Below are 7,309 nucleotides of genomic sequence, written 5' to 3' on the forward strand. Positions count from 1 at the left end.
GGCGAATGGTAACAGCCTGGGGGATTTCTGGAAAACCGAGGCGCGGCCATCGGGGGCAAGCCCCTCCCACACTTTGGCGTGTGAACGCCGTCAAATGTGGGAGGGGGCTTGCCCCCGATGACGCCCGCTCATTCACCGCAAATCAAACAGCCAACAACCGCTCGCGCAACTTGCCGATCTCATCGCGCATCTGCGCCGCCGCTTCAAACTCAAGGTCGCGCGCCAGCTGGTACATCTTCTCTTCCAACTGCCGGATACGCTTGGTGATCTCACTCGGCGAGCGCAATTCATTCTCGTACTTGGCGCTTTCTTCAGCGGCCTTGGCCATGCCTTTGCGCTTCTTGCTGCGCGAGCCCGGCACAGTGGCGCCTTCCATGATGTCGGCGACGTCCTTGAACACGCCTTTGGGGATGATGCCATTCTCCAGGTTGAAGGCGATCTGCTTGTCACGGCGGCGTTCGGTCTCGCCAATCGCGCGCTCCATGGAGCCGGTGATACGGTCCGCATACAGAATCGCCCGGCCATTGAGGTTACGCGCCGCCCGGCCGATGGTCTGGATCAGCGAGCGCTCGGAGCGCAGGAAGCCTTCCTTGTCGGCGTCCAGAATCGCCACCAGCGACACCTCTGGCATGTCCAACCCTTCACGCAACAGGTTGATGCCCACCAGCACATCAAAGGTGCCCAGGCGCAGGTCGCGGATAATCTCGACGCGCTCCACGGTGTCGATGTCCGAGTGCAAATAGCGCACGCGCACGCCGTGGTCGGCCAGGTAATCGGTCAAGTCTTCGGACATGCGCTTGGTCAGCGTGGTGACCAGCACCCGCTCCTCCAGGGCCACGCGCTTGGTGATTTCCGAGAGCAAGTCATCGACCTGGGTCAGCGCCGGACGGATTTCGATTTGCGGGTCCACAAGACCGGTCGGGCGCACCAGTTGCTCAATCACGCGGCCCGCATGTTCGGCTTCGTAGTTACCCGGTGTGGCCGAGACGAAAATCGTCTGCGGGCTGATACTTTCAAACTCGTCGAAACGCATCGGCCGGTTATCCAGTGCCGACGGCAGGCGAAAACCGTATTCCACCAGGGTTTCCTTACGCGAGCGGTCACCTTTGTACATCGCCCCCACCTGCGGCACGCTGACGTGGGATTCGTCGATCACCAGCAGGGCGTCGTCCGGCAGGTAATCGAACAAGGTGGGCGGCGCCTGCCCGGATTCGCGACCCGAGAGGTAGCGCGAGTAGTTTTCGATGCCGTTGCAGTAACCCAGCTCCAGGATCATTTCCAGGTCGAACCGCGTGCGCTGCTCCAGGCGCTGGGCTTCCACCAGCTTGTTGTTGGCGCGCAGGTAATCCAGGCGCTCCGCCAATTCGGCCTTGATGCCTTCGATGGCGCCCATCAGCGTTTCGCGCGGCGTTACGTAGTGGCTTTTCGGGTAGAAGGTGAAGCGCGGCAGCTTGCGTATCACCTCACCGGTCAACGGGTCGAAGGCCGACAGGCTCTCGACTTCGTCGTCGAACAGCTCGATGCGGATGGCTTCGAGGTCGGATTCGGCCGGGTAGATGTCGATCACATCGCCGCGCACACGGAAGGTGGCGCGGGCGAAATCCATGTCATTGCGGGTGTACTGCAAGCTCGTCAGGCGCCGCAGCAGCTCGCGCTGGTCGAGTTTGTCGCCGCGATCAACGTGCAGCACCATCTTCAAATAGGTTTCCGGGCTGCCCAGGCCGTAGATGCACGACACCGTGGTGACGATAATCGCGTCTTTGCGTTCCAGCAGCGCCTTGGTCGCCGACAACCGCATCTGCTCGATATGGTCGTTGATCGACGCGTCCTTCTCGATGAAGGTGTCAGAGGATGGCACGTAGGCTTCGGGCTGGTAGTAGTCGTAGTAGGAAACGAAGTACTCCACCGCATTGTTCGGGAAAAACGCCTTGAACTCGCCATACAGCTGGGCGGCCAGGGTTTTGTTCGGCGCCAGCACCAGGGTCGGGCGATTGGTCTGCGCAATCACATTGGCAATGCTGAAGGTCTTGCCTGAACCGGTCACCCCAAGCAGCGTCTGGTGCGCCAGGCCGGCTTCAATGCCTTCAACCATCAGGCGAATGGCTTCGGGTTGATCGCCGGCGGGTTCAAAGCGGGTGACGAGCTGGAAATCCGACATAACGTACCTCGTGAAGTCACCCCAGACTCGAAACCGCCAGGGACGAAAAAGCTCAGCAACCCGCGAATAGTCAACGCAGGTTGCAGGAAAAAACCATGATAGCTGTAGAAGTGGAGGCGAATGTGACGGGTTTCAAGGCAATCGTCCTACCTGCCGTCGCCGCCCCATGTTGCAATAAGACTAACGGTCGGCAAATAAACCGAAAAACTTGGCCGAAAAGCCGTTTCGGTTGTCGCCCTGAGCCTGGATGGCCTCTATACTAGCTCCCCGTTTGTGCACCGCTCTAGTGCATTCGGCTGGAGCGCGACACGTCCCTCCATTCCCCCATAGAGCTGCCGCAAAAATGAGCCTGTTCTCCGCTGTCGAAATGGCACCACGCGATCCAATCCTGGGCCTCAACGAAGCATTCAACGCCGACACACGAACCACCAAGGTCAACCTTGGCGTGGGCGTTTACTGCAACGAGGAGGGGAAGATTCCACTCTTGCGTGCCGTTGCCGAAGCGGAAGCCATTCGCGTGGCGCAACACGCCGCCCGTGGCTACTTGCCGATCGACGGTATCGTTGCCTACGACCAGGCCGTGCAAAAGCTGCTGTTCGGCGCCGACTCGCCGCTGCTGAGCGCTGGCCGTGTGATCACCGCGCAAGCCGTCGGCGGCACCGGCGCGCTGAAAATCGGCGCAGACTTCCTCAAGCAACTGCTGCCCAACGCCGTGGTTGCCATCAGCGACCCTAGCTGGGAAAACCACCAGGCGCTGTTCGAAAAAGCCGGCTTCCCGGTGCAAACCTACCGCTATTACGACGCCGCCACCCACGACGTCAACCGCGCCGGCCTGCTCGAAGACCTCAACGCCCTGCCGCCACAGTCCATCGTGGTGCTGCACGCCTGCTGCCACAACCCGACCGGCGTCGACCTGAGCCCGGCCGACTGGCAAAACGTGCTGGACGTGATCAAGGCGAAAAACCTCGTGCCGTTCCTCGACATGGCCTACCAGGGCTTTGGCGATGGCATTCACGAAGATGCCGCCGCCGTGCGCCTGTTCGCTGAGTCGGGCCTGACCTTCTTTGTGTCCAGCTCGTTCTCCAAATCGTTCTCGCTGTACGGCGAACGCGTGGGTGCGTTGTCGATCGTCAGCGAATCCAAGGAAGAAAGCGCGCGCATCCTGTCCCAGGTCAAACGCGTGATCCGCACCAACTACTCCAACCCGCCGACCCATGGCGCGGCGATTGTGGCGGCGGTGCTGAACAACCCTGAGCTGCGCGCCCAGTGGGAAGCGGAACTGGCCGAAATGCGCCTGCGCATCCGTGGCATGCGTGAGCAGATGGTGGCTGAACTGGCCAAGGCTGCCCCGGGTCACGACTTCAGCTTCGTCGGCCGCCAGCGTGGGATGTTCTCCTACTCCGGCCTGACCGTGGAGCAAGTCACCCGCCTGCGTACCGAGTTTGGCATCTACGCGCTCGACACTGGCCGCATCTGCGTAGCGGCGCTGAACCAGTCGAACATTGGTGCAGTGACCCAGGCGATTGTTCAGGTGCTGTAAACCTGCAACGGTTGCGACAAAGGGGAAGCCATTCAATGGCTTCCCCTTTTTTGTAGCCAACGCGCCTCCCGTGGCAAACAGGCCTCCTGTGGCCCGCAGGCCTCCCGTGGCGAGCGGGCTTGCCCCGCGTTGGGCTGCAAAGCAGCCCCATAAAGCCCCCCCGTGAACTTACTGAAAGAACCCGATGCCTGAACAAGGGGCCGCGACGCCCCCCCAACGCGGGGCAAGCCCGCTCGCCACAGGAAGAAAACCTCGCTGCCTGCCGCGACCAGCCCTAGACTGAACCCCAACTGCCCCTTTGCTGTGAGAGCCCTATGAGAAACGACGACCTGGACCTGCGCGCCGACCGCGACGAACTGCATGACTTCACCCCGCGCGCCCCGCAAGCCAAGCGCCAGAAAAGCCTGGTGCTGCAAGTGGCACTGGGTGTGTTCCTCGGTGGCCTGGCCCTTTGGTTGGTACAACTGGGCGCCACGGCCATCATGGCAAAACTCGCCATGGGCACCCTGCAATTTGGCGGTTGAAAACACGATGAACAGGTGGGAGCCGGCTGGCCTGCGATGACGTCAGTCCAGCCTGCACGGCCTTGGCTGATACACCGCTATCGCAGGCAAGCCAGCTCCCACATTTGATCTAAGTGGCTACCAGACCACGTTCCTCCAGCAGCTTCACAAAACTGTTCAAACTCTGCGACACCGTGCCCCGGCGCCAGATCAGCCAGGTATTGAGGAGGCGGAACGCGTCGCTCAGCGGCCACACACTCACCGCCGTAAACCCCGGCATGCTCTCCAGCATGCTGCGCGGCATCAGTGCCAGGCCGGCCCCGGCACTGACGCAGGCGAGCATGCCGTGATAAGACTCCATTTCAAAGATCTTGCCCGGCACCGCGCCATCCTGTGAAAACCAGCGCTCGAAGTGATGGCGATACGAGCAGTTCGAGCGAAACGTATAGATGCTCTCCCCCGCCACATCCTGCCCGCGCGTGATCGGCGCATGGTGCAGCGACGCAATGACCACCATCTCCTCCTCAAACACCGGCACGCCTTCCAGCGTGGCATGCAGCACCGGCCCGTCGACAAACGCGGCCGCCAGGCGCCCCGACAACACGCCCTCGATCATCGTGCCGGACGGCCCGGTGCTCAGGTCCAGCTCGACCTTGGCGTGTTTCTGGTTATACGCCGCGAGCAACGCCGGGATGCGCACCGCCGCCGTGCTCTCCAGCGAACCCAGCGCAAACGCGCCCTGGGGCTCCTCTCCCGCCACCGTGGCGCGGGCTTCTTGCACCAGATCAAGAATGCGCCGCGTGTAGCCGAGGAAATTCCATCCGGCCGGCGACAGGCGCAGGCGACTCTTCTCACGGATAAACAACTCCACGCCCAAGTCCTGCTCCAGTTGCTTGATGCGCGTGGTCAGGTTCGACGGCACGCGATGAATCAACTGCGCGGCGGCGCTGATGCTGCCTTGCTCGGCAACGGCCTTGAAGATTTCCAGCTGCACCAGGTCCAAATCATTCTCCAATCGTGAATGTATTGCTTAATATTATTCAGTTTACAGAAAACATGCAGCCCCGTAGGCTGAACCCATCCACTCATTCAGCCGGACGGTGCCATGAACGCTATCTCTCACCAGACTCACGCCTTGTCGATCAACCCCGCCACTGGCGAAACAGTCGGCAGCTACCCTTACGAAACCGAGGCGCAGTTGGACGCGGCGCTTAACCGCGCCACGGATGCCTTCCGCAGCTGGCGCCGTCAACCGGTGAGCCAGCGCGCCGAATTGCTACTGGCCCTGGCCGGTGCCTTGCGTGACCAGGCCGAAGACATGGCGCAGATGATCACCCTGGAAATGGGCAAACCCATCGCCCAGGCCCGCGCCGAAATCGAAAAATGCGCGCAACTCAGCCAATGGTATGCCGCCCACGGCCCGGCCATGCTCGCCCCGGAACCCACGCTGGTGGACAACGGCAGCGCCCAGATCGAATACCGCCCACTGGGCCCGATCCTCGCCGTCATGCCGTGGAACTTCCCGGTCTGGCAAGTGCTGCGCGGCGCCGTGCCGACCCTGCTCGCCGGCAACACCTACGTGCTCAAACATGCACCCAACGTGATGGGCAGCGCCTACCTGATGAAGGCGGCGTTTCAAAAAGCCGGTTTCGCCGATGGCCTGTTTGAAGTGGTCAACGTGACCAACGACGGCGTGTCCAAGGCCATCGCCGACCCACGCATCGCCGCGGTCACCCTCACCGGCAGCGTCCGCGCCGGCGCCGCCATCGGCTCCCAGGCCGGCGCCGCGCTGAAGAAATGCGTGCTGGAACTGGGCGGCTCCGACCCGTTCATCGTGCTCAACGACGCCGACCTCGACGCCGCCGTCCAGGCGGCGGTGATCGGGCGTTTCCAGAACAGCGGCCAAGTCTGCGCTGCCGCCAAGCGCCTGATCATCGAAGAAGGCGTGGTGCAAGCCTTTACCGCCAAATTCCTCGCTGCCAGCCGCGCCTTGGTGATGGGCGACCCGACCGAAACCAGCACTTACGTCGGCCCAATGGCCCGCTTCGACCTGCGCGACGAGCTGCACGGCCAGGTGCAGGCCACGCTGGAAGAAGGCGCAATCCTGCTGCTGGGCGGCAACAAAGTGGCCGGTGCCGGCAACTACTACGAACCGACCGTGCTGGCCGACGTCACCGACCAGATGACCTCGTTCAAACAGGAACTGTTCGGCCCCGTGGCCTCGATCATCACCGCCCGCGATGCCGACCACGCCGTGGCCCTGGCCAACGACAGCGAGTTCGGCCTGACGGCGAGCGTCTTCACCACCGACGCGGTGAAGGCACGGGATATCACCAACCAGCTGGAAACTGGCGCAGTATTCGTCAACTCGTTCAGCGTGTCCGACCCGCGGGTGGCATTTGGCGGGGTGAAAAAGAGTGGGTTTGGGCGGGAGTTGTCGCACTTTGGCGTGCGTGAATTCTGCAATGCGCAGACCGTGTGGCTGGATCGCAAATAAACAGGCAACACCCTTCAACTGTGGGAGCGGGCTTGCCTGCGATAGCGGTGGATCAGTGACAACTCCTTGGCTGACACACTGCAATCGCAGGCAAGCCAGCTCCCACCTTTGATCTGCGGCGTTTGTGGCCGTGGGTGAATTCTGCAATGCACAGACCGTGTGGCTGGATCGCAAATAAAACAGGCAACACCGTTAACTGTGGGAGCGGGCTTGCTCGCGAAGGCGGTGTATCAGTTGGCAAATTTGTCGACTGACAGACTGCATTCGCGAGCAAGCCCGCTCCCACTCAAGCCAGCTCCCACCTTTGATCTGCGGTGTTCGTGGCCGTGCGTGAATTCTGCAACGTGCAAACCGTGTGGTTGGATCGCAAATAAAACAGGCAACACCCTTCAACTGTGGGAGCGGGCTTGCCCGCGATAGCGGTGGATCAGTGACAACTGCTTGGCTGACACACTGCAATCGCAGGCAAGCCAGCTCCCACCTTTGATCTGCGGTGTTTGCGGCCGTGCGTGAATTCTGCAATGCACAGACCGTGTGGCTGGATCGCAAATAAAACAGGCAACACCCTTCAACTGTGGGAGCTGGCTTGCCTGCGATAGCGGTGGATCAGT

Annotated in this window: 5 protein-coding genes; 3 read left to right on the forward strand and 2 right to left on the reverse strand. The window is 61.7% G+C overall.

The genetic code is table 11. From position 1 onward, the window contains the following. Positions 1–142: 142 nt before the first annotated feature. Entirely contained in the window at positions 143–2,158 is a 2,016-nt protein-coding gene (gene uvrB, locus NTD89_RS25725) for an excinuclease ABC subunit UvrB (RefSeq protein WP_106576669.1), read from the reverse strand. Between the two features lie 343 nt (positions 2,159–2,501). Between uvrB and NTD89_RS25730 the strand changes: the two genes are divergently transcribed. Further along, complete coding sequence (locus tag NTD89_RS25730; RefSeq protein WP_262210388.1) at positions 2,502–3,698, forward strand: amino acid aminotransferase; 1,197 nt, start codon at positions 2,502–2,504, stop codon at positions 3,696–3,698. Between the two features lie 314 nt (positions 3,699–4,012). After that, entirely contained in the window at positions 4,013–4,222 is a 210-nt protein-coding gene (locus NTD89_RS25735) for a hypothetical protein (RefSeq protein WP_078738148.1), read from the forward strand. A 109-nt stretch (positions 4,223–4,331) separates the two neighbouring features. Here the strand turns inward: NTD89_RS25735 and ptrR are convergent, their stop codons facing one another. Beyond that, positions 4,332–5,204, reverse strand: coding sequence for a putrescine utilization regulator PtrR (gene ptrR, locus NTD89_RS25740; protein WP_262210390.1), 873 nt, complete (start codon positions 5,202–5,204; stop codon positions 4,332–4,334). A 102-nt stretch (positions 5,205–5,306) separates the two neighbouring features. Here ptrR and NTD89_RS25745 point away from each other — a divergent pair, with 102 nt between their 5' ends. Continuing rightward, positions 5,307–6,698 (forward strand): aldehyde dehydrogenase family protein, encoded by a 1,392-nt coding sequence (locus NTD89_RS25745; RefSeq protein ID WP_262210391.1) that lies wholly within the window; start codon positions 5,307–5,309, stop codon positions 6,696–6,698. Positions 6,699–7,309 lie beyond the last annotated feature (611 nt).

It is taken from the genome of Pseudomonas sp. 14P_5.3_Bac1 (assembly GCF_025466135.1).
Taxonomy (GTDB): domain Bacteria; phylum Pseudomonadota; class Gammaproteobacteria; order Pseudomonadales; family Pseudomonadaceae; genus Aquipseudomonas.